Origin of the sequence: Cellulosimicrobium cellulans (assembly GCF_024124905.1) — a bacterium.
GTDB lineage: Bacteria > Actinomycetota > Actinomycetes > Actinomycetales > Cellulomonadaceae > Cellulosimicrobium > Cellulosimicrobium cellulans_G.
In genome coordinates this window covers 580,511-599,448 of record NZ_JAMXST010000001.1, presented here as the reverse complement: position 1 = coordinate 599,448, position 18,938 = coordinate 580,511, and the positions used below count along the sequence as shown (strand labels likewise).

The window sequence follows — 18,938 nt, the reverse complement described above, 5'->3', positions numbered from 1 at the left end:
GAGGGCGAGCGGCGGGCGCGGGCCGTCTCACGGGACGGGCCCTGGACCGTCTAGCGGCGGTCGGTGCTCCCGGGGGTGGTGGACACGCGAGCGTGGGTCGTCCAGCTCATGGCGTTCCTCCTTCCTCCGGTGCCCGACGGCGCGGGCGACGTCTGGTGACCGTCCCACCCGGGCGCGGCCCGGGGCAAGCGAATTACCGTCGGTCGTCGGTCGTCGGTCGTCGGTCGTCGGTCGTCAGGCGGGACGGCTCACGCGGCGCCGGTGGCCAGCGCCTGGATCGCCGACGCGACGCGCTCGTACGTCCCGTAGGTGTCGTAGCCCATCTGGTCGAGCGCGGACCACACGAACCCGACCGTCGCGTAGAGGCCGACGGCCGTCGCGAGGATCCACTCGCGCACGGAGCCGGTGTCGCCGAGCAGGGGCAGGGCGAAGCTGCCGCTGGGGCGCCACACGTCGTCGACGACGAGGGATCGACGCACCCAGCGTGGGGAGCGGATCTTCACCGGCCACAGCAGCGGCGCGCCGTTGGTCGTGAGCACGTCGCCCAGGATGTGCACGGTCACGCCGATCCCGACGGCGACCGGGAGCCAGTTCCACTCCTCGGGGGAGAAGAGTGCGACGAGCACCGCGACGGTGAGCGACGTGACCCACGGCATGAGCTTGCCGCGCCGCGTGAGCTTGAGCGCCTTGAGCGCGAGGGCGACGAGCAGGACCGCGAGGAGGCCGCCGCCCACGTAGACCGTGCCGAAGCTCTCCGTCTCGACCGTGACCAGCCCGACGAGCCACGCGAGCGCCGTGAACACCGCGATGCCGAGGAACGAGTGCGTGCCCTGCCGGTGGCCGCCGGAGACCGTCTCGACGGCGTCGGACACCCACTCGCTCACGGGCGGGAGCGAGTGCGCGAACGTGCCGTTGTGGTGGTCCGCGTCCGGGAGGAGGGCGGCCCCGGCGCACACGACGGCGCCCGTCATGACGCCGACCGACGACACGGGGTGCCACCCGAGCGCGAACGGGGCGGTGGACGTCACCGCCACCCAGGCGGCGGCTCCGGTCGCGGCGTGGTGGGCGCCCATCATGGCGGCGGGTCTCCTGTCGTCGGCCCGGCCGGGTGGTTCGTCGGCGTCGGGAGGTGTTGTCCGGAACGTCCGGAACCCTACCGGGTGCCGCCGACAGCACCGGAGGGCCGTCAGGGCGCGGATGTACCGGTGGGGAAAAGTGTGCCAAGCGCCGACGAGCCCGGGAGGGGGCCGCCGGGCCGGCCCCGGACGGCGGAGCTCGCAGCGCATTTCCGATGAATTCTGGAAATGAGGTTGTGTCGAACCGAAAAGGCGCGTACGGTCTTCCTCGGTCGACGACATTCCGGTGCGTGGGCCACCCGACATGACCGAGAGGAGCAGTGCCGTGCGCGAACCCGTCCAGCAGGACCGGCGACGTCCCGTGCTGCCCTGCGAGCAGCCGCGCGTCGTGCTGCCCGCGGTGTATCTCGGCGTGTCCTCGTTCCTCGCCGGCGACTCCGGCGGTCCTGTCGTCTGACCCAGCGTCGCACGACAGGCCGTCCCGGACATCGCCGGGACGGCTTTTTTCTTGTGCATGAACGCGCCCCGGCCGGGGCGTATTTCTCGTGCTGTCATTCGGCTCTTTTCACCGCCGGTGCGCATTTGTCGTGCGCCTGTGGAGAAGAGCACTGCCTTCGTGGTCCAACGGACACGACGCCGCTCTACGGAAGCGGAGACGGGGGTTCGACTCCCTCCGAGGGCACCTGGACGCCTCGCGTCCCGTCTGCTCGACGTTAAGGAGCACCAGCGCGCGTAGCTCAGCGAACAGAGCGCCGGCTTCCGGAGCCGGGCGGCGGGGGTTCGAGTCCTCCCGCGCGCACCAGCGCCGCCCCTCCGGGGCGGCGTCGTGATCGTCAGGACGACCCGAGGAGGTCAGCACCGTGAGCACCGAGGCCCACGCGTTCCCCGTCCCGCTCTCCGGCGCGAAGGCGCCGACCCTCATGTGGGCGCACGAGCACGCCGTCGAGCCCGCCGCGCTGCAGCAGCTGCGCAACATCGCGGCGCTGCCGTGGGTCGAGGGCGTGCGCGTCATGCCCGACGTCCACCTGGGCAAGGGTGCGACCGTCGGCTCGGTCATCGCCATGCGCGACGCCGTGTCGCCCAACGCGGTCGGCGTCGACATCGGCTGCGGCATGATCGGCGTCCGCACGTCGCTCACGGCCGAGGACCTCCCCGACGACCTCGGGCCGGTCCGCGCGCGCATCGAGGCGGCGATCCCCGTCGGGTTCCACGCGCACGACGAGCCGGTCGACCCGCACCGGCTGCGCTCGATCTCCGGGCGTGGCCCGGCCGAGGTCGCACGCGGCGCGGACGCCTTCTGGTCGCGGTTCTCCGGGCTGCACGGGCGGGTCTCGGACATCGAGGGTCGGGCGCGCCGCCAGCTCGGAACGCTTGGTGGAGGCAACCACTTTGTTGAGTTGTGTGTGGATGAGTCCGGTTCTGTGTGGCTCCAGCTGCACTCGGGGTCGCGCAACATCGGCAAGACGCTCGCCGAGCAGCACGTCGCCGTCGCGAAGCGCCTCGAGCACAACCAGGGGCTCGTCGACCGCGAGCTCGCGGTGTTCCTCGGCGGGACGCCGGAGATGGATGCGTACCTCGCCGACCTGTGGTGGGCTCAGGAGTACGCGGCGCGGTCGCGCGCGGTCATGATGACGCTCGTGGCCGACGCGGTGCGTGCGTCGTTCCCCGGTCGCGAGATCGCGTTCGACGAGGCCGTGAACGTCCACCACAACTACGTCGCGGTCGAGCGCGTCGACGGGCAGGAGCTCGTCGTGACCCGCAAGGGCGCGATCCGGGCCGGGAAGGGCGACCTCGGTCTCATCCCCGGGTCCATGGGCACCGGCTCGTACATCGTGCGCGGGCTGGGGAACCCGGAGTCCTACTGGTCGGCGTCGCACGGCGCGGGCCGTCGCATGTCCCGAACCAGGGCGAAGAAGACCTTCACGCTCGACGACCTCGCCGCCCAGACAGCCGGCGTGGAGTGCCGCAAGGACGCCGGGGTGCTCGACGAGATCCCGGGTGCGTACAAGGACCTCGACGAGGTCGTCCGCGCGCAGTCCGACCTCGTCGAGGTCGTCGCCCGCCTCACGACGCTCCTCTGCGTCAAGGGCTGACCACCTCCACGCCGACCAGGCGGTCCCGGCGCGTCGAGCAGGTGGTCGTGGCGCGTCCGCTCAGGCGGACGTGCCACGACCACCTGCTCGACGGGGGCGGTCGTCTCGGGGTGGGAGCGGGTGAGATCGGTGCGCCACGGTCGTTGAATCCTTGACTTTTGATCGGTCGCCGTCAAAACTCGCGGCATCGGCAGCAGCCGACGTCCACGCACGCAGGAGTGCGCGCCGCCGGGCCTGGAGATGTCCCCTGGAGATCGACCGGCGGTCGGCCGGGGGCCGGCGCCGGCCAGCGCTCTCGACGACGAGGGAGAAGCACGCATGGATTTGTTCAGCGGTACGACGGTCAGGCGGGCGGTGGCGGCCGCGGTCGCGCTGCCCCTCGCGGGAGGGGCGACGCTCGTGGCCGCGGGGCCGGCGGCCGCCGACGAGGAGGACTACAAGATCCTCGTCGTCGGCAAGACGCTGGGGTTCCGGCACTCGCACATCGACGACACGACGCGCGCGCTGATCGAGCTCGGTGAGGACAACGGTTTCACGGTCGACGTGTGGGACCCGCCGAACGACTCCGCGGGCTGGTGGGGGAGCGGCTCGCCGGGCCAGCCCGACCTCACGCTCGACTCGACGCCGTTCACGAGCGCGGAGGACCTGTCGCAGTACGCGACCCTGGTCTTCGTCTCGCCGGTCGACAACACCAACTCGCTCGACCCGGCGGCGCCGCGCCTGCTCGACGACACCGAGCTCGCGGCGCTCCAGGGCTACATCCACGACGGCGGCGGGTTCGTCGGGCTGCACGCCGCGACCGACACGATGCACACCGTCCCCTGGTACAGCGAGCTGACGGGCGGCGGCGCGCGGTTCGTCAGCCACCCGCAGCAGCAGACGGCGACGATGCGCGTCGAGAGCCCGTCGCACCCCTCGACCGCGCACCTGCCGGCCGTCTGGGAGCGGTTCGACGAGTGGTACAACTACTCGGTCAACCCTCGCGCGGACGTGCACGTGCTCGTCACGCTCGACGAGTCGACGTACTCGCCCGGCAACGGCGCGATGGGCGAGGACCACCCGCTCTCGTGGTGCCAGAACTTCGAGGGCGGCCGCTCCTGGTACGAGGGCGCCGGGCACACCGACGAGTCCTGGACGGACCCGCTCTTCCGCGAGCACGTGCTCAAGGGCGTCGAGTGGACCGCGGGCGTCGTCGAGGGCGGCGGCAACTGCGTGACGTTCCCCGAGGTCGACGGCGTCGTGGCCGGCCTGGACACCTCCGCGGTGGGCGACAGCGTGATCGCGGGCGCGATCACCTCGCTGCTCGGCAGCGCGCGCGCCGCGGCCGAGGCGGGCGACCCCGCGACCGCGGTCCAGGTGCTCGGCGGCGCGCGGTCGCTCGTCGACCACCTGTCCGCGGCCGCGGGAGACCGGGACCTGCTCGCGTCCAAGATCGACGACCTCGTCGACTGGCAGACCGGGCTCGTCGACGACGGCCCGGCGATCGACCTCGCGGCCGAGGCCGAGCTGCGGACCATGGGCGGCAAGCAGTACGTCGCCGTGCGCGTGCTCAACGAGGACGACGCCCCCGTCGACATCACCCTCGCGACGCCGTACGGCAGCAAGGAGTACGCCGACGTGGCGCCCGGGAAGAACGCCTACCAGGCGTTCGCGACCCGGCTCGTCGAGGCCCCGGCCGGAGAGGTGACCGTCACGGCCACCGTCGAGCGCGACGGCGAGACCGTCACCGAGGAGATCGTGCTCGCCTACGCCGGCACGGCCTGACGCGTCGCTCCGCGCACCCGACGGCGCCCGTCGCACCTGCGTGCGACGGGCGCCGTCGTGCGTCCCGGCACGGTCGCGGCGCCCCGGGCCGGGCTGCTCGGGCCGCCGCTCCGTCGTCGAGCCGGTGTGACGTCCGACACGTCGCGTGATGATCCGCCTCGCGTCGCGTCCTCACTCCTGGACGACCGTCCAGAAGTGAAGGAGAACCGCCGTGCCCCCCACCGCCCGCCCCCCGCGTGCGAGCACCTCGCCCGCGCGCCGCGCCCTCGCCGGCGCGGTCGCGCTGCTGCTCGCCCTGCTGGGCCTCGCCGCCGTCCCCACGGCCGCGAGCGCCACCGAGCTCGACGCGATCACCGGCGTCGAGATCACCCGACCCACCGGGGAGATCCACCAGTGGGACTCGATCCGCCTCGACGCCACCTGGGCCGTGCCCGACGGCGCGCGCCCGGGCGACACGTTCCGCCTCGCGCTTCCCACGAGCCCCCGCATCGTCGGGTTCACCGACACGTTCGACCTCGCCGACCCCTCGGGGGCGGTGGTCGGATCGTGCACCGTGGACGAGTCGCAGTTCGTCTGCACGCTCGGCGACTACGTCGCGACGCACACGGGGGTCGCGGGGACGCTGTTCTTCTGGGCCCAGGTCACCGAGACGACCGACGCCGACGTGCTCGTGTTCACCACGGGCGGCGGCGTCGAGATCCGCGTCGACGTCCCCGCCGGCATCGGCGAGGGCGAGGGCGGCGGAGGCTGGCAGCCGCCCACCTACCCCGTCAAGGGCGGGTGGTACGACCGCTCGGCCGACGTCGTGCGCTGGGACGTGTACGTGCCCGGCCAGTACCTCACCGGCCCGGACGGCGACCCCGTCGTGCTCACGGACACGTTCGACCCGCGCCTCACCCTGGTCGAGGGCAGCGTCGGGGCGCTCGCGGTGCCCGTCGACCGCTGGGACGACGGCGACTTCTGGGACGCGGGCTTCTGGATGGATCCTGCGGACTACGTCGTCGAGACGGGACCGGCCGCGAACCAGTTCCGGTTCAGCGTGCCCGACGCCCACGGAGCCGAGTACGTCTACGTGCTCACGTACGCGACCGCGGTCCCCGACGACGCGCGCGACGGCGACCGGTACGAGAACACGGTGACCGGCCTCGCGGTCGGCGACGTCGAGGCGTCCGCGGAGTACGCGGGCGCCGGCGGGACCGGCGGGGGCGAGGGCGTGCGCTCGATCCGGCTCACCAAGCAGCTCGACGGCGACGCCGCGGAGGGCGTGACCGGTCCGTTCGGGTTCGAGCTGGTCTGCACCGACGCGGACGGCGAGACGCTGGCCGGGTTCCCCCGTGCCGCCACGCTCTCCGCCGGGGGCACGACGACGTTCGCGGGCGTGCCGGTGGGTGCCGTGTGCGGGCTGACCGAGACGGACGACGGCGGAGCCGACCGCGTGACCTTCGCCCCCGCCGGCCCGATCGAGGTCACGGCGGCCTCGCCCGCGACGATCGACGTCGTCGCGACGAACACCTTCGACGCGCACGTCGGGGGGATCGCCGTGACCAAGCGCGTGACGGGGGCCGCCGCCGACGCCGTGGCCGAGGGGACCACGTTCGTCGTCGCCTACGCGTACGAGGGTCCCGAGGGCGAGGTGACCGGGGAGCTGGTCGTCACCGACGGGTCCACGGCGTCGCTCGCGGACCTGCCCGCGGGCACGGTCGTCACGCTCGCCGAGGCCGCTCCCGCGGCGCTCGACGGGGTGGCGTGGCGGGCGCCGTCGTTCTCCGGCGAGGGGGTCGAGGTGCTCGCGGACGGTGCGGCGCGCGTCGTGGTCGGCGACGGCACGACGGCGGAGGTCGTCCTGACGAACGAGGCCGACGTCCCGGACGTGCCCGCCGAGCCCGGCGGCCCCGCGGAGACCGCCGAGCCCCCGGCACCCGGGACGCAGCCCAGCACGCCGGCCCCGAACGGGGCCCTGGCGGTCACCGGCACGACCCTCGGTGTCGCGGCCCTCGTCGCGGCCCTGCTCGTCGCGACCGGGGTGGTGGTCGTCGTCGCGCGGCGCCGCGCCCGGGCCTGAGGGACCTGGGCGGGGTGACGTTCGTCACCGCGAGGCCGTCCCGGCGTCATGATCGTGCGCCGGGGCGGTCTCTCCACCAGAGGGGTCGCGCCGACCGCGCTGCCCCGGACGAGAGGCGACCATGCACGCGCACCACCAGACCGCAGCCGTCGGCACCCGGGCCGGCGCGGTCCCGCACGACGAGCACGACGTCGAGCCCGCTCCCGCGCGGGACGACGTCGAGCTCGCCGACGCCGTGCGCGCGGGGGACGTCGACGCCTACGCGGAGCTCTGGGGGCGCCACGCCGGGGCCGGGAGGGCCGCGGCGCGGCGTCTCACCGCGACCTACGACCCCGACGACCTCCTCCAGGAGGCGTTCGCGCGCATCCTGCACGCCCTCCAGGCGGGGGCCGGCCCGACGGGCCCGTTCCGCCCCTACCTCTACACGACGCTGCGCGCGGTCGCCGCGTCGTGGTCGCGTACGCCCGCCCCGTTCCCCGTCGACGAGGTCCCCGAGGTCGCCGACGCGCGGGACGCCACGACCGAGGTGCTCGAGCGGTCGGTCACGGTGCGGGCGTTCCGACGCCTGCCCGAGCGCTGGCAGTCCGTGCTCTGGTACACGGAGGTCGAGGGGATGGAGCCGCGCGAGGCGGGGCCGCTCCTGGGCCTGTCCGCGCCCGCCACGGCGGCCCTCGCGTACCGGGCGCGCGAGGGGCTGCGCCGGGAGTGGCTGCAGGCCCACGTCGAGACCGACGCCGTCGCGCCGGAGTGCCGCTGGACGGCCGAGCGCCTGGGCGACCACGCGCGCGGCACGCTCTCGCCGAGCGCCCGCGACCGCGTCGAGGACCACCTGACGGGGTGCCTCGCGTGCTCGATCCTCGCCGAGGAGGTGGACGACGTCGCCTCGCGCCTGCGCCTCGTGCTGCTGCCGCTCGTCCTCGGCGTGCCGGCCGCCCTCGGGGCCGCGGGCACGGTGGTCGCGCCCACGGCCGCCGCGGCCGCCGCGTCCCCGGTCGCCCCGGCCGCCACGTCCCACGCCGCGGCCACCCCGGTCGCGACCTCCGCCGGCGCGGGCGGCGCAGCCGGCGCGCTCCCGGGCCTCGTCCTCGGGGGCGTGGCGGCGACGGTCGTCGCGGCGGTCGTGGGCGTCGGCGCCGTCGCCGGGTGGTGGGGCGGCGGCGAACCGACGCCGGCAGCAGGCCAGGCCGTGGGCGCGCTCGCCTCCCCGGGCGTGCAGGCCGACGAGGTGCCGGCCGCCCCCGCCGCGCCCGAGGACGAGGCGCACGGGCCGGCCGTCGAGCCCGGCACGGCGCCCGACGCCGCCCCGGACGCCGCCCCGGGCCCCGCCGACGTGCCCACGACGGGCCCGCTCGACCCCGGGCCGGTACCCAGCACCGGGAGGGCGACGCCCCCCGTCACGGGGCCGTCGATCCCGGCGGTCGGGATCCCTCCCACCCCGGCCCCACCGCCCGCGCCGGAGCCCCCGGAACCGGACCCCGGCACGGACCCGGGCACGGAGGAGCCCGCGCCGCAGCCCCCGGCGGCCCCGGTCGTCGCGTCGGCCCCGGCGCCCGGCGCGCTCGCGGTGTTCCCGGTGCTGCGCGGCACCGGCGCCCCCGGCGCGACGGTCCGGGTCCTGGACGCGGCGGGCGCCGTCGTCGGGACGGCAGAGGCCGGGCACGACGGCGCGTGGGAGGCGGTCGCCGACGGTCTCGGCGCCGCGGGCGAGCACCGGCTCCGGGTGGTGCAGGTGGTCGAGGGCGTCACGTCCGCGCCGTCCGTGCCGCTGGGGCCGTTCGCCTTCGACGTGCCCGTGCTGCTCTCGCCCGGCCCCGGGGCGACGGTCACGGGACGGCCTTCCGGCCTGCCGTGGGAGCCCACGGGCTACGCGGTCGACGCCGAGATCGCCGGGACCCCCGGGCTGGTCGTCGAGGCCTTCGTCGACGACCGTCCGACGGGCAACCTCCACACGCTCGCCGACGCGCCGCTGGTCCGGCAGGTGACCGGGCTCTCGCTCGGCGAGCACTCGCTCGGGCTGCGCGTCGTCGACCCCGCGACCGGGGAGCACGGCCCCGTCGTCACGACGCGCTTCACCGTCGTCGGCTGAGTCAGACGAGCTGCAACGACGTGAGGCAGGTGGGGTCGTCGGCGCCGGTCGAGACGGTCGTCGTGCCGACCCGCCCCTCGTGCTCCACGCGCAGCTCGGCGTCCACGTCGCGCGGGAGCCAGAGGCCGACGAACCCGTTCGCGCCGAGCGTCGTGTCCTCCTCGACGAGGACCTCGCCGGTCGCCGCGTCGACGACCGTGACGGACACGGGCTCGTCCGCGAGCTCGCCCTGGCACGTCGTCAGCGAGTGGTAGAAGCACTCGTGCGTCTCGTCCACGAAGGGCGCGACGGAGAGGTAGAACGTGTCCTCGGGCAGCGGGACCGTGGTCTCGTACGTCTCGTCCGCGAGCACGAGCTCCGCCGCGCGGACCGAGGCGACGAGGTCGGTCGGCCGGTCGGCCGTCTCGAGGCCTTCGAGCCGGTCCACCACCTCCTGGCCGCTGAGCCCGGCGAGATCGTGACGGTCGAGCAGCGCGTCCAGCGCGGAGGGTTCGGGGGAGTCGCCGGACCCGCCGGAGCAGCCGGCGAGCACGAGGGCGGTGGCGGCCACGGCGGCCACGAGGGTCGGGAGGGCACGTCGTCTCATGCGCCGATCCTCTCAGAGCGCGACGCCCTGACCAGGGCCGGAGGTCCCGGGCGCGCCGACGGCCGGGACCCGTGCGGGTCCCGGCCGTGCGGGTGGCGGAGGGCGTCGCGTCACGCGGTGAGCATCGCCACCGGGTTGTCGTGGGTGAGCCGGGCGAGCACGTCGCGCGGCACGCCGCGCGACGCGAGCATCTCCGTGAAGACGGTCGGGACGTACGCGAACCCGTTGCCGCCGTGCTGCACCCACATCTGCTTGAGGAACACGTCGTGGCTGAGCAGCACCTGGCCCGCGTGGCCGGCCTCGACGAGGCGCTGCACCGCGGTCGCGGTCGTGTGCGGGTCGGGGGACACGCCCTCCTTCGGGAAGGTGATGTCCATGCCGACCATGTCGAACTCGAGCCAGACGCCGCGCTCGGCCACGGACCGCTGGTAGTCCGGGTCGTCGGCGGACGGGTCCATGTGGCACAGCACGACCTTCTCCGGGCGCACGCCCACCTCGTCGAGCACGAGGTCGAGCACCTCGTGCGCGCGGCGCTGCCACCCGGGCAGGTGCACCTGGAGCGCCACGTGCGGGTGCTCGCGCTGCGCGAGGGCCGCCGCGCGCAGCGACGCGGCCTCGCCCGCGGTGAACGACGGCGAGACGCCGATCTCGCCGATGATGCCGGGCCGCACGCCGGTCCCGCCGATCCCGTCGGCGAGCTCCGCGACGATCGCGGACGCCTGCGCGTCCACGGCCGCCGCGGCGATGCGGTCGCCCTCGAACTTCTCGAGGTACGCGCCGCAGCCCGCGACCACGTGCAGGCCCGTCCGGCGCGCGACCTCCGCGAGGCGCTCGGGGTTGCGCCCGATCGCGGCGCTCGACGTCGCGTCGACGATCGTGCGCCCGCCCAGCGCCGCAAAGCTCTCGAGCTCCGCGGCGACCGCGGCGACCGGCTTGTCGGCGATGTTGTCCGCGCAGCAGTACGGGTCCTGGCGCAGCGCCCACGCGACCGACGCGGAGACCGGGGCCTCGACGACCGCCGCGGAGAAGCGGTAGCTCGGCGGGTCGAGCACGCCCGACAGGTCGTTGAAGAGGTGCTCGTGCGGGAGCGTGAGGCCGAGGTCGGCGGCCCCGGCGCGGCCGGTGACGGTCTGGACGTGGCCGGCGGGCGTGACGCTCATCGCGGGCTCGCCTCGCCCGCCTCGCCGCCCGCGACCGCCGCGGCCACGGCGTCCTCGTGCGCGCCGTCGCCCGGCTCGTCGGGGTGGGCCGCCTTGCCCGACGGGATCATGCCGATCCCGGCGGCCACGAGCGCGATGACGGTGCCGACGACGGTCGCGACGTGGACGGTGTGCCCGAGCGCCGGGATCGCGGCGTCCAGGACGAGCGAGCCGACGAGCTGGCCCGCGACCGACGCGAGGCCCAGCAGCAGCAGGCCGAGGCCGCGCACGAGGAGCGCCATGAGCGCGATGGACAGCAGGCCGAGCGGACCGCCCAGGTACATCCACCACTCGCTCGGGAGCTGGAAGTCGACGCCGCCCGTGGCCGCCCGCACCAGGTAGGCGATCAGCAGGGCCGTGAAGCCCACGAGGAAGTTCCAGCCGATCGAGACGAGCATCGACCCGGTGACGTCGGCGACGGCCGCGTTCCCGGCCGGCTGCCAGCCCGCGAGCAGGCCGCCCACGAACGGCATGATCGCCAGGACGATCGTGTGCGGCACGGAGAAGCTCGGCGAGATGACGACGACGGTCGCCGCGATGGCGAGCGCGGCGCCCAGGAGTCGCGTCGCGGTGAGCGGCTGCTTGACCGACGCCGTGACGCCGATGCGGTCGCAGATGACGCCGGAGATCACGAGGCCGGAGATGAGCGAGATCTGGAACGTGGCCACACCGAGGACGCCGACGGTGACGCCCTCGGAGAGGACGATGACGGCGCCGCACAGGCCCGCGAGGTAGTTCCACCACGGGATGGTGCGCGAGCGGATCAGGCCGGGGATCGCGAGCGCCTCGCGCCGGGTGGCGGGGCGCGCGAACACGACGACGAACATGAGGACCAGGCCGGTCCCGAACGAGATGAGGGCGGCGGCGTGCCCGTCGCCGATCGTCTTGCCGAGCTGGCCGTTGACGGCCGCCTGCATCGGGCCGAGGGCCCCCGCGAGGACGGTCGCGACGACGAGCAGGGCGGTCGCGGTGTCCTTGACCCTGCTGCGGCGGGCTGACGAGTTCAGAGCACCTCCCTGAGTGCCGGACGGGGAACCGGTGGTCGCCGGCGTGGTGTGCTTCATTGCGTGACCGTGCCTTCCTCCGACGGTACGTCGGACTTAGCTGTGGAGCGGAATCCTGGTGCCCTCGGGGGCCAGGTCGGTGGCGCGCGGCAGGGAGTCGACGGCGCCGTGGCGGGTGGTGGTGGAGGCGGCGACGTGCGCCGCCCAGCGGGCGGACTCGACGAGGTCGCCGCCGTGGAGGAGGCCGTCCGCGAGCGCCGCGCAGAACGAGTCGCCGGCGGCGGTCGTGTCGACGGCGTCGACGCGCTCCGCCGGGACGGCGACGGGTGCGCCTCCCGCGGGGACGACGAGCGCGCCGTCGGCCCCGAGGGTGACGACGACGTCCCCGGGGTGGTCGAGCGCGCGGACCATGGCGAGCACGGCGTCGGTGCCGACGGGCTCGTCGCTCGCGCCGACGAGGGTCGCGAGCTCGAACCGGTTGGGCACGAGCACGCGGAACGCGGCGCGCACGGGGGCGGGCAGCGGGACGGCGGGCGCCGGGTTGAGGACCGTGGTGCCCGTCGCGGTGGCGGCGACGGCGCGCAGGGCGCCGAGCGGCGTCTCGCACTGGCACAGGACGGCCGCCGCGTCGCGGACGAGGTCGGCGCGCTCGGCGACGAACGCCTCGTCGACGACGGCGTTCGCGCCGGGCTCGATGACGATCGTCGACTCGGGCTGCTCCCACAGCACGACGGCGACGCCGGTGGGGCGGTCCGCCGTCGCGAGTCCGTCGAGGACGAGGCCCTCGACGGCGAGGCGGCGGCGGATCGCGCGGCCGTCGTCGTCGTCGCCGACGGCGCCGACCATGGCGACGCGGCGGCCGAGCCGGGCGGCGGCGACGGCCTGGTTGGCGCCCTTGCCGCCGGGGGAGCGGACGAGGCCCGTCGCGGAGACGGTCTCGCCCGAGCGGGGCAGGCGGTCGACGGTCAGCCGGAGGTCCATGTTCAGGCTGCCGACGACCACCACCTCGGGCGTCATCAGCCCGCGAGCCAGGTGACGGCCTGGCCGAACAGCGGGCCGTAGCCGGCCCAGTCCATGAACTCGCGCGGGGCCCAGTGCGGGGAGATGTCGGAGGCGAACGCGAGCGTGCGCCCCTCGCCCTCGGTGCGGACGGCGACGAGCGGGCGGCCCTCGATGGTGGCCAGGACGGTCGCGTCGGCCTTGGCGGTGAGGCGCTGGTAGCCGAGGAGGATCGGCCACTCGCGGTCGAGGCCGGCGGTGACGGGGTGCTCGACGTCGGTCAGGGTGCCGCCGATGCCCTCGGGGGTCTCCTCGCGGTCGTCGTACGGGAGGATGTCGACGGGCAGGACGGCCTCGACGGCGGTGCCGTGGTAGTTGGCCTTGGCCTGGAAGCCCTGGAAGCTGAGATAGCCGCCGGCCATCATGAGGCCGCCGCCGCGGCGGACCCACTCGGCGAGGAGCTTGAGCCGGTTCGGGAACGGGCGCCCCTGGGAGAACACGACGGGCGGCAGCAGGAGCGAGTTGGCGCCGATGTCGGACAGGATCACGACGTCGTAGGCGTCGAGCTCGTCGAGCGTGGAGGGGAAGTCCTCGGCGACGAGGTGCGAGGGGAGGTGCGTGACCTCGTGGCCCTCGGCGGCCAGCGCCTCGAGAAGGCGCGCGCACCCGATCTCGAGCTGGGCGTGGGGGAACGCGTCGTACCCCTTGTAGTCGGTGGTCGCGTTGATCCACGACTCCCCGGCGAGCAGAACCCGGCTCATCCCGGCCTCCTTGCGATCAGGTCGCGCGGCGACGTCGGCGACGACGTTGCGCAACGTTGTGTGGCGTTGCGCAAGACCGTAGGGTGGAGATGCTCGGCCTGTCAACACCGTCTGTGTGACGCGGTGCCGGTAGGGTGCAGGGGTTCTGGGACGCGAGCCGTTGGAGGGGAGCCATGACGCTCACGCGTGTTGCGCAACGTGCCGGCGTGTCGGCCTCGACGGCGTCGCGCTACCTGCGCGGGCAGCTCAACGTCCAGCCGGAGACGGCGGCGCGGATCGACGCCGCGGTGCGCGAGGTGGGGTACGTCGTCCCCGCGCCCGGCCCGGCGGCGCGCGAGCACGAGCGCCGCACCGGGGTCGTCGCGCTCGTCGTGCCCGACTTCGTCAACCCGTTCTTCACCGCGCTCGCGGAGGAGGTCGCACGCCTCGCGGGCGACCGCCGGGTCCCGCTCGTCGTCGCGCTGTCGACCCGGCACGGCGACGCGGAGTCGGGCCTCGGGCAGCTCCTCGCGAGCGACGGGTCGCTCGGCGGCGTCGTGTACGTGGGCATGTCGCGCACCGACGACCGGCTCGCGCGCGCCGTCGCGGACGGGCTGCCCGTCGTCGTCATCGACGAGGAGGTCGACCTCGACCTGCCCGTCGAGACGATCACCGTCGACAACTACGGCGGCGCCTACCAGGCCACGAGCTACCTCGTGCAGCAGGGGCACCGGCGCATCGCGCACGTCGCCGGACCGGCCGAGCTGTCCACGACCCAGGACCGCCTGCGGGGCTACGTCGACGCGATGCACGACGCCGGCCTCGACGTCGACCCGGACCTCGTGCGCCACGGCCCGTACACCGAGCAGTTCGGCGCCTCGACGTTCCCCTACCTCACGCGGCCCGGGAACGCGCCGACGGCCGTGTTCGTCGGCAGCGACATCGTCGCCGTCGGGATGCTGGGCGCGGCCGAGCTGCACGGCATCTCCATCCCCGACGACCTCTCGGTCGTCGGGTGCGACGGCATCCGTGTCGGCCAGTGGCTGCGCCCCAAGCTCACGACGCTCGAGCAGCCCGTCGCGGCGCTCGCGCTCGCCGCGATGGACGCGATCGAGCGGTCGATGACGGGCGAGCGTCGGACCGGGGCGCCCGCCCGCACCGTCCTGCCCCTGCACCTCGTCGTGCGGGGCTCGGTGTCGCGGCCCGCCGACCGCTGAGGGGTTCTCCGCCGTCGTACCTCACGTCGCGACCAGCGGCGGGGTGAGGACCACGACCGCAGCGCCCGCGGCTAGCGGTCCACGGGCGGCACGGAGCAAGGCGGCGCGGACCAGGTGCCGTTCTCTGCGCACCGGCTCCACGGTTCCCCCTCCGTCCGGATCGTCATGCCGCGCGCGCGTCCGCGGCCCGTCGGGTCCAGCGCACGACGACGTACAGCACCGCGCCGACGGCGAGCAGGATGCCCGCGCGCAGCCACGTCACGGCGTCCTGCTGGGTGAGCAGCAGGACGCACGACGCCACGCCCAGCACCGGCACGACCGTCGCGACGCGGAAGTGCGGCGCGTCGACCGGGTCGCGTCGCAGCACGAGGACCGCGACGTTCGTCGAGGCGAAGACGAGCAGCAGGAGCAGCACGACGGTCTCGGCGAGCCCGGCCACGTCGCCCGTGAAGACGAGCCCCATGGCGACCGCCGTCGTCACGACGATCGCGACCCACGGGGTGCGGCGGTGCGGGAGCACCCGGCCGAGGACCGACGGGAGCAGGCCCTGTTCCGCCATGCCGTAGGCGAGCCGGCTCGACATGATCATCGTCAGCAGCGCGCCGTTCGCCACGGCGATCAGGGCCACGAGCGAGAACACCCACGCAGGCACGGACCCCTCGGCGTCGACGACCTCGAGCAGCGGGCCCGTGGACCCGGCGAGCGTCTGCGGGTCGACGACCGCGACGGCGGCCACGCCGACCGCCACGTAGACCACCCCGGCGGTGACGAGCGCCCCGAAGAGCGCGCGCGGGTAGGTGCGCCGGACGTCGCGCACCTCCTCCGCGAGGTTCGCCGAGGTCTCGAACCCGACGAACGAGTAGTACGCGAGGATCGCCGCCGCGAGGACGGCGAGCGCCGGCGTCGTGCCCTCCGCGAACTGCGTGACCCGCCCCGGGGAGCCCTCGCCGCGGCCCAGCACGACCGCGGCCAGCACGACCACGAGGACCAGGCCGGACAGCTCGATCGCGGTCATCGCGACGTTGGCGCGCAGCGACTCCTTGATGCCGCGCGCGTTGAGCGCGGCGACGAGCGCGAGGAAGATCACGGCCACGAGCCGGTCGGGCGCGTCGACGAAGGTCGCGAGGTAGTCGCCCGCGAACGCGAGCGAGAGCCCCGCCGCGCTCGTCACCCCGGCGGCGAGCATGGAGAACCCGACGAGGAACGACACGAGCGGGCTGCGGAACGCCCGGTCGGCGAACACCGCCGCGCCCCCGGCCCGCGGGTACTTGGTGACGAGCTCGGCGTACGAGCCGGCGGTGAGCAGGGCGAGGCCCAGCGCCACGAGCAGGGGCAGCCACACCGCGCCGCCGACCTCGCCGGCCATCTCGCCCACGAGCGCGTAGACGCCCGCGCCCAGCACGTCCCCGAGGATGAACAGGTAGAGGAGCCGGCCCCCGACCGACCGGGACAGCCGGGTCTGCGGGTCGACGGCCTGGTCCTGGGGTGCCGGGGGTGCGCTCATCGGGTCACCGTGCCACGGGCCCGTCCCGCTCGCGGCCCGGGCGGCGACGGCCCGCGGGCAGGCCGGCGGGAGCGTGTGCGAGCCGGGTGGGCCCGTGCGAGCGTGGAGGTCCCGGGTCCAGCAGCGAGCCCGTCCGCACGAGCGTGACCGGCCGGGACCAGGCGTCGTCGGCCCGTCGCGCGCGGTCGCGAGGAGACGAGCATGGGCGACACGTCGGTGGTGCGAGGCGCGGGCTCGACGGGACGTCGTGCGCGCCGTGCCGTGGTCCTGGGCGGCGCCGGGTTCGTGGGCAGCCACGTGTGCGAGGCGCTCGTGGCCCGGGGCACGGAGGTCGTGTGCGTGGACGACCTGTCGACGGGCGAGGTCCGCAACCTCGACGCGCTGCGCGACGAGCCCCGGTTCCGGTTCGTGGAGGCCGACGTCAGCGCGGGGATCGACGTCCCGGACCCCGACCGGGTCGACCTCGTGCTGCACCTCGCGTCGCCCGCCTCGCCGGTGGACTACCTGCGGCTCCCGCTCGAGACCCTGCTCGTGGGCTCGGCAGGGACCCGCCACGGGCTCGAGCTCGCCGGGCGGGCCGGGGCACGGTTCGTGCTCGCCTCGACGTCGGAGGTCTACGGGGACCCCGACGTGCACCCGCAGCGCGAGGACTACTGGGGCCACGTGAACCCGGTCGGCCCGCGCAGCGTCTACGACGAGTCCAAGCGGTTCGCCGAGGCGACCACGGCCGCGTACCGCCGCGCGCGCGGCGTGGACGCGGGCATCGTGCGGATCTTCAACACCTACGGGCCGCGCATGCGCGGCCACGACGGGCGCATGGTGCCCACGTTCGTCCGCCAGGCGCTCGCGGGCGAGCCGCTCACCGTGGCGGGCGACGGCTCCCAGACCCGCTCGGTCTGCTACGTGGACGACCTCGTGGAGGGGATCCTCGCCTTCGCCCGCTCGGACCACCCGGGGCCGGTGAACCTGGGCGACCCCACCGAGCTCACCGTGGCCCGCGTGGCCGAGGACGTGCTCGCCGCGACGGGCAGCGACGCGGGGATCGTCCACGTCGACCTGCCCGAGGACGACCCCCGCCGCCGTCGACCCGACACCGCGCTCGCGGAGCGCGTCCTCGGCTGGCGCGCGCGCACGCCCTGGCCCGAGGGCCTGGCCCGCACGGTCGCGTGGTTCCGCGAGGAGGCAGGGCGCGGACCCGCCGTGGCGGTCGCGACCGGCGCCGCCGGGGGGTCGGGAGGGGCGGACGCATGAGGCTCTCGGTGCACGGGTGCGGCTACCTCGGGGCCGTGCACGCCGCGGCGATGGCACGGCTCGGCCACGACGTCGTCGGGGTGGACGTCGACCGCGCCCGGGTCGACGCGCTGGCCGAGGGCCGGGCGCCGTTCTTCGAGCCGGGGCTCACGGCGCTGCTGGCCGGCTCCGACGGCCCCGGCTCCCTCAGGTTCTCGACCGAGGCCGCGCGCGCCGCGGGCTCGGACGTCCACTTCCTGTGCGTCGGCACGCCGCAGTCGGCCGGGAGCGGGGTGGCCGACCTGCAGCAGCTCGACGCGGCGCTCGCCGCGCTGCGCCCGCACCTGCGGCCCGGCGCCGTCGTGGTCGGCAAGTCGACGGTGCCCGTCGGGACGGCGGAGCGGCTCGCCCGCGACCTGCCCGACGGCGTCGGCCTCGCGTGGAACCCCGAGTTCCTGCGCGAGGGTCACGCCGTCGTGGACACGCTGCACCCCGACCGGCTGGTCTACGGCGTGCCCGACGACGGCGACGCCCTCGTGGCGCGCCTCGACGCGGTCTACGCGCGGCTCCTGGACGACGGCGTCCCGCGCCTCGTGACCGACCTCGCCACGGCGGAGCTGGCCAAGGTGGCGGCGAACGCGTTCCTCGCGACGAAGATCTCGTTCGCGAACGCGGTCGCGGAGGTGTGCGAGGCCGCGGGCGGCGACGCCGTCGCGCTCGTCGGCACGATGGCGCTGGACCGCCGCATCGGCGGGGACTACCTGGGGGTGGGTCTCGGGTTCGGCGGCGGCTGCCTGCCCAAGGACATCCGCGCGTTCGCGGCCCGGGCGCGCGAGCTCGGCGTCGGGCCGGCCGTGTCCTTCCTCGACGAGGTCGACGCGATCAACGACCGCTGCCGGGACCGGGCGGTCGAGCTCGCCCGCGCGGCGTGCGGCGGCTCGCTCGCGGCCCGGCGGGTCGCGGTGCTCGGTGCCGCGTTCAAGCCCGACAGCGACGACGTGCGCAGCTCGCCCGCGCTCGCGCTCGCGCGGGCGATCGCCGCCGAGGGCGCCGACGTCGTCGTCACCGACCCCCAGGCGCTGGCTCTGGCGCAGGCCGCCGCCCCCGAGCTCGGTTACGCGGCCGACGCGCGCGAGGCGGCCGCCGGGGCCGACGTCGTCGTCCTCGCGACCGAGTGGGACGAGTACCGCGCGCTCGACCCGGACGACCTCGTCGGCGTCGTGCGCGCGCCTCGCCTCGTCGACGCGCGCAACGCCGTCGACCGCGGCCGGTGGCGCGCGGCGGGGTGGGACGTCCGCTCGCTCGGCGTCGCCGGCGTCCGCGCGGGACGGCCGCGGTCGAGCAGCCCGACGGCGTAGCCGGCGGTGAGCAGCGGCGA

The 18,938-nt window shown here is 75.2% G+C and carries 15 protein-coding genes and 2 tRNA genes; 10 read left to right on the top strand and 7 right to left on the bottom strand.

The window, feature by feature from the left end; translation table 11 throughout:
- Positions 1 to 248: 248 nt before the first annotated feature.
- Positions 249 to 1,076: a metal-dependent hydrolase gene (locus NHH00_RS02775; RefSeq protein WP_253049881.1), complete on the bottom strand. Its 828-nt coding sequence runs from the start codon at positions 1,074 to 1,076 to the stop codon at positions 249 to 251.
- A gap of 325 nt (positions 1,077 to 1,401) precedes the next feature.
- On the opposite strand from NHH00_RS02775, the gene NHH00_RS20510 reads away from it, so the two are divergent.
- From NHH00_RS20510 to NHH00_RS02745, 7 genes are all read left to right on the top strand, one after another.
- Entirely contained in the window at positions 1,402 to 1,533 is a 132-nt protein-coding gene (locus NHH00_RS20510; RefSeq protein WP_290444594.1) for a hypothetical protein, read from the top strand.
- A 153-nt stretch (positions 1,534 to 1,686) separates the two neighbouring features.
- Positions 1,687 to 1,758, top strand: a tRNA-Arg gene (locus NHH00_RS02770).
- Between the two features lie 44 nt (positions 1,759 to 1,802).
- Positions 1,803 to 1,878, top strand: a tRNA-Arg gene (locus NHH00_RS02765).
- A 118-nt stretch (positions 1,879 to 1,996) separates the two neighbouring features.
- Positions 1,997 to 3,169, top strand: a complete 1,173-nt coding sequence (locus NHH00_RS02760; RefSeq protein WP_253050737.1) for an RtcB family protein — start codon at positions 1,997 to 1,999, stop codon at positions 3,167 to 3,169.
- A 318-nt stretch (positions 3,170 to 3,487) separates the two neighbouring features.
- Positions 3,488 to 4,933 (top strand): ThuA domain-containing protein, encoded by a 1,446-nt coding sequence (locus NHH00_RS02755; protein WP_253049879.1) that lies wholly within the window; start codon positions 3,488 to 3,490, stop codon positions 4,931 to 4,933.
- Positions 4,934 to 5,144: 211 nt separating this feature from the next.
- Positions 5,145 to 6,995: a DUF5979 domain-containing protein gene (locus NHH00_RS02750; RefSeq protein ID WP_253049877.1), complete on the top strand. Its 1,851-nt coding sequence runs from the start codon at positions 5,145 to 5,147 to the stop codon at positions 6,993 to 6,995.
- 121 nt (positions 6,996 to 7,116) lie between these two features.
- The gene (locus NHH00_RS02745; protein ID WP_253049875.1) at positions 7,117 to 9,081 is read left to right on the top strand and encodes a zf-HC2 domain-containing protein; all 1,965 of its coding nucleotides are present in this window, start codon (positions 7,117 to 7,119) and stop codon (positions 9,079 to 9,081) included.
- 1 nt (position 9,082) lies between these two features.
- On the opposite strand, the gene NHH00_RS02740 is transcribed toward NHH00_RS02745, so the two are convergent.
- From NHH00_RS02740 to NHH00_RS02720, 5 genes are all read right to left on the bottom strand, one after another.
- Positions 9,083 to 9,667, bottom strand: coding sequence for a CueP family metal-binding protein (locus NHH00_RS02740; RefSeq protein WP_253049873.1), 585 nt, complete (start codon positions 9,665 to 9,667; stop codon positions 9,083 to 9,085).
- Between the two features lie 110 nt (positions 9,668 to 9,777).
- Positions 9,778 to 10,827: a phosphotriesterase family protein gene (locus NHH00_RS02735; protein ID WP_253049871.1), complete on the bottom strand. Its 1,050-nt coding sequence runs from the start codon at positions 10,825 to 10,827 to the stop codon at positions 9,778 to 9,780.
- Entirely contained in the window at positions 10,824 to 11,930 is a 1,107-nt protein-coding gene (locus NHH00_RS02730; protein ID WP_253049869.1) for a DMT family transporter, read from the bottom strand. The genes NHH00_RS02735 and NHH00_RS02730 overlap by 4 nt, the downstream gene beginning before the upstream one ends.
- 36 nt (positions 11,931 to 11,966) lie before the next feature.
- Entirely contained in the window at positions 11,967 to 12,887 is a 921-nt protein-coding gene (locus NHH00_RS02725) for a ribokinase (RefSeq protein WP_253049867.1), read from the bottom strand.
- On the bottom strand, positions 12,887 to 13,630 hold the full coding sequence (locus NHH00_RS02720) for a glutamine amidotransferase (protein ID WP_074806944.1): 744 nt from the start codon (positions 13,628 to 13,630) through the stop codon (positions 12,887 to 12,889). Before NHH00_RS02720 ends, NHH00_RS02725 begins: the two co-directional genes overlap by 1 nt.
- Before the next feature lie 173 nt (positions 13,631 to 13,803).
- Between NHH00_RS02720 and NHH00_RS02715 the strand changes: the two genes are divergently transcribed.
- Positions 13,804 to 14,826 carry a LacI family DNA-binding transcriptional regulator gene (locus tag NHH00_RS02715; protein WP_290444590.1) on the top strand — a complete coding sequence of 341 codons (1,023 nt, stop codon included), beginning with the start codon at positions 13,804 to 13,806 and terminating at the stop codon, positions 14,824 to 14,826.
- A 163-nt stretch (positions 14,827 to 14,989) separates the two neighbouring features.
- Here the strand turns inward: NHH00_RS02715 and NHH00_RS02710 are convergent, their stop codons facing one another.
- Positions 14,990 to 16,330: an APC family permease gene (locus NHH00_RS02710; protein WP_253049863.1), complete on the bottom strand. Its 1,341-nt coding sequence runs from the start codon at positions 16,328 to 16,330 to the stop codon at positions 14,990 to 14,992.
- A gap of 201 nt (positions 16,331 to 16,531) precedes the next feature.
- Here NHH00_RS02710 and NHH00_RS02705 point away from each other — a divergent pair, with 201 nt between their 5' ends.
- Together NHH00_RS02705 and NHH00_RS02700 are read left to right on the top strand one after the other, a co-directional pair.
- On the top strand, positions 16,532 to 17,581 hold the full coding sequence (locus NHH00_RS02705; protein ID WP_253049861.1) for an NAD-dependent epimerase/dehydratase family protein: 1,050 nt from the start codon (positions 16,532 to 16,534) through the stop codon (positions 17,579 to 17,581).
- Entirely contained in the window at positions 17,578 to 18,918 is a 1,341-nt protein-coding gene (locus NHH00_RS02700; RefSeq protein ID WP_253049859.1) for a UDP-glucose dehydrogenase family protein, read from the top strand. Before NHH00_RS02705 ends, NHH00_RS02700 begins: the two co-directional genes overlap by 4 nt.
- Positions 18,919 to 18,938: the final 20 nt, after the last annotated feature.

Excerpts from the sequence above, each read along its gene's own strand:
- NHH00_RS02720 (WP_074806944.1), bottom strand. The coding sequence starts at position 13,630 with ATGAGCCGGGTTCTGCTCGCCGGGGAGTCGTGGATCAACGCGACCACC.
- NHH00_RS02725 (WP_253049867.1), bottom strand. The coding sequence starts at position 12,887 with ATGACGCCCGAGGTGGTGGTCGTCGGCAGCCTGAACATGGACCTCCGG.
- NHH00_RS02710 (WP_253049863.1), bottom strand. The coding sequence starts at position 16,330 with ATGAGCGCACCCCCGGCACCCCAGGACCAGGCCGTCGACCCGCAGACC.
- NHH00_RS02760 (WP_253050737.1), top strand. The coding sequence starts at position 1,997 with ATGTGGGCGCACGAGCACGCCGTCGAGCCCGCCGCGCTGCAGCAGCTG.
- NHH00_RS02715 (WP_290444590.1), top strand. The coding sequence starts at position 13,804 with ATGACGCTCACGCGTGTTGCGCAACGTGCCGGCGTGTCGGCCTCGACG.
- NHH00_RS02730 (WP_253049869.1), bottom strand. The coding sequence starts at position 11,930 with ATGAAGCACACCACGCCGGCGACCACCGGTTCCCCGTCCGGCACTCAG.
- NHH00_RS02745 (WP_253049875.1), top strand. The coding sequence starts at position 7,117 with ATGCACGCGCACCACCAGACCGCAGCCGTCGGCACCCGGGCCGGCGCG.
- NHH00_RS02735 (WP_253049871.1), bottom strand. The coding sequence starts at position 10,827 with ATGAGCGTCACGCCCGCCGGCCACGTCCAGACCGTCACCGGCCGCGCC.
- NHH00_RS02705 (WP_253049861.1), top strand. The coding sequence starts at position 16,532 with ATGGGCGACACGTCGGTGGTGCGAGGCGCGGGCTCGACGGGACGTCGT.
- NHH00_RS02775 (WP_253049881.1), bottom strand. The coding sequence starts at position 1,076 with ATGATGGGCGCCCACCACGCCGCGACCGGAGCCGCCGCCTGGGTGGCG.
- NHH00_RS02700 (WP_253049859.1), top strand. The coding sequence starts at position 17,578 with ATGAGGCTCTCGGTGCACGGGTGCGGCTACCTCGGGGCCGTGCACGCC.
- NHH00_RS02740 (WP_253049873.1), bottom strand. The coding sequence starts at position 9,667 with ATGAGACGACGTGCCCTCCCGACCCTCGTGGCCGCCGTGGCCGCCACC.
- NHH00_RS02755 (WP_253049879.1), top strand. The coding sequence starts at position 3,488 with ATGGATTTGTTCAGCGGTACGACGGTCAGGCGGGCGGTGGCGGCCGCG.